The sequence below is a fragment of the Microvirga massiliensis genome (assembly GCF_001006805.1).
GTDB classification, from domain to species: domain Bacteria; phylum Pseudomonadota; class Alphaproteobacteria; order Rhizobiales; family Beijerinckiaceae; genus Microvirga; species Microvirga massiliensis.
In genome coordinates this window covers 1-2,142 of sequence record NZ_LN811396.1, presented here as the reverse complement: position 1 = coordinate 2,142, position 2,142 = coordinate 1, and the positions used below count along the sequence as shown (strand labels likewise).

Annotated in this window: 2 protein-coding genes; one reads left to right on the top strand and one right to left on the bottom strand. The window is 61.7% G+C overall.

Annotated features, from left to right (window positions below):
* Window positions 1–109: 109 nt before the first annotated feature.
* Entirely contained in the window at window positions 110–538 is a 429-nt protein-coding gene (locus BN1233_RS42485; RefSeq protein WP_052764157.1) for a septal ring lytic transglycosylase RlpA family protein, read from the bottom strand.
* A gap of 398 nt (window positions 539–936) precedes the next feature.
* Between BN1233_RS42485 and BN1233_RS42480 the strand changes: the two genes are divergently transcribed.
* Complete coding sequence (locus BN1233_RS42480; RefSeq protein ID WP_280139517.1) at window positions 937–1,842, top strand: ABC transporter substrate-binding protein; 906 nt, start codon at window positions 937–939, stop codon at window positions 1,840–1,842.
* Window positions 1,843–2,142: the final 300 nt, after the last annotated feature.

Sequence of the window (2,142 nt, the reverse complement as noted above, 5' to 3'; positions counted from 1 at the left end):
AACGCAGCCTCAAGGACGAGACCAGCACACTGGAGCCGCATCGATCTCGTTGTCTCGATCGCTGCCAATCGGTTCTGATTTGCATGCGGCCGGATTGGGTAAGGGCAGGCTACATGCTCACGTCATCGGTCCACGATGACGTCAAGCGGGGCAGGTAGAGTTCCGCGAGAGACACCTCCCCGACCCCTTTCAGACCAATAGCCCGAGCCGTGGCTTGCGAGAGATCAATGATCCTTCCGGCCTTGAACGGCCCGCGGTCATTGATCCGCACGACGACGGATTCGCCGGTTCTGACACAGGTGACCCGCACCAAGGTCCCAAAGGGGAGCGATCGATGCGCCGCCGTGAACGCGTTCTTATTGAACCTCTCTCCGCTGGCGGTCCGTCGGCCGTGGTGGAACGAGCCGTACCAAGAGGCTTGTCCGCGCTCAACGCGCCCGGAGGTGGTCTGGAAATCCGGCACTGCAGCCGGAAGTGATGCAACGCCTCCGAACATCGTCAAAGCAAAGACCAACGTTTTGGCGAATATACTCCTCATGTGACCCTGCAACGCGAAGGGTGATCGCGTCAGCTCAAGTCAGTATGTGAGAAATAGTTCCAGCGTGGCAGAAAACTACTGGATGATCAACTTGCTTTGAGCTAACTCTATAGCCAAGCTAACATCTCGCGCTACAAGCTGGAACATCAAAGGTGCTTTTGCAGGCACGTTCTACTTAGCCGATGACGCGAAGGACATCGCGGAGATCAATTTCCTCAGAGTCCGGACCGAAATTCATGAGCGCGCCAAGCTGGTCTTAGCCCCTAGGCAAAATTGGACCGCGCCGATACGCTGTTTTCTCTAGCCCTTGGTGGCGGACATTGAGGCGACGCAATTTCCTCGGCGGACTGGCTGCTGCGGCTGCGTGGCCGCTCGCCGCGCGCGCGCAGCAGGATGGTGTGCGGCGGGTCGGATTGCTTTGGCCTGGCCGGGAACAGGACCACCCCACGAAAACGCGAGCGGCGTTTGTGGATCGCCTTCGTGAGTTGGGCTGGATTGACGGCAAGAACATCCAAGTTCACGAGCGTTACGCCGGAGGCGTACTGGATCGCCTCCCGACACTGGCGCGCGAGCTGGTGGCCCTCAAGGTGGACGTGATCGTTGCAGTCGCCGTTGCCGCCAGCACGGCGGCGAGCGAGGCCACGGCCCGGATCCCCATCGTCATGGTTCATGCCGGCAATCCCGTCGGTGCTGGATTAGTCGAGAGCCTGGCTCGGCCTGGCCGAAACGTCACTGGCACGACCTCGATGATCCCCGATCTGGGCGGCAAGCAGATCGAGCTGCTGCATCAGGTGGCGCCGGCGGCGCGCCGCATCGCGTTCCTGTCAAACCCTAGCAATGCCGGAACTCTGCCGTTGCTGCAAAGTGCCGCCGATGCGGCCCAGTTGCTCGGGATTGAGCTGGTGGTGGTTGAGGTTGTCGCGCGGCAAGACTTCGATCCGGCCTTCGTCCGGATCGAGCAGTCACAGGCGGAAGCGATGCTGGTTGTCGTCGAGCCCCTGGTCAATGCCAACCGAGAGGCCGTGATCGCGTTTGCAGCGCGACGGCGGTTGCCGGCGGTGTACACGACCGGGGAAGAATTTGTGCGGGACGGCGGCTTGATATCGTACAGCGCCAACCTCTTCTTGCACTACCCTCGCGCAGCCGACTACGTCGACAAGATCCTGAAGGGCGCCAGCCCCGCGGGGCTGCCCGTCGAGCAGCCGGTCGGTTTCAAGCTGCTCGTGAACTTGAAAACCGCCCGCGCGCTCGATCTGCAACTGCCGCCAACTCTGGTTGCGCTCGCCGACGAGGTGATCGAGTGAAAGCCTCGCGCGGGTAGGAAGCCGGTCTCCGTTGACAGAACCCGTTAGACAAGTCGCTGATTGTCCCCGTTAGAGATGTCACCTTCAAGGCTTTCACCCGAGATATCAGCGGCGCGGGAGGCCTTGGCGCCGAGCAGCGCGGCGGAGCTGATCAAGTTGCGCAGCCGCGCTGCGGTCGATCTCCAGACGACGCATCGCGATCACCGTCATGGGACCCGAGCTCCCCGTAATCCGCACCCGGGGAGGTGACATCTCTAACGGGCAGCCGGGTGACGTCTCTAACGGTGCTCTACACCCGGT

Excerpts from the sequence above, each read along its gene's own strand:
- BN1233_RS42485 (WP_052764157.1), bottom strand. The coding sequence starts at position 538 with ATGAGGAGTATATTCGCCAAAACGTTGGTCTTTGCTTTGACGATGTTC.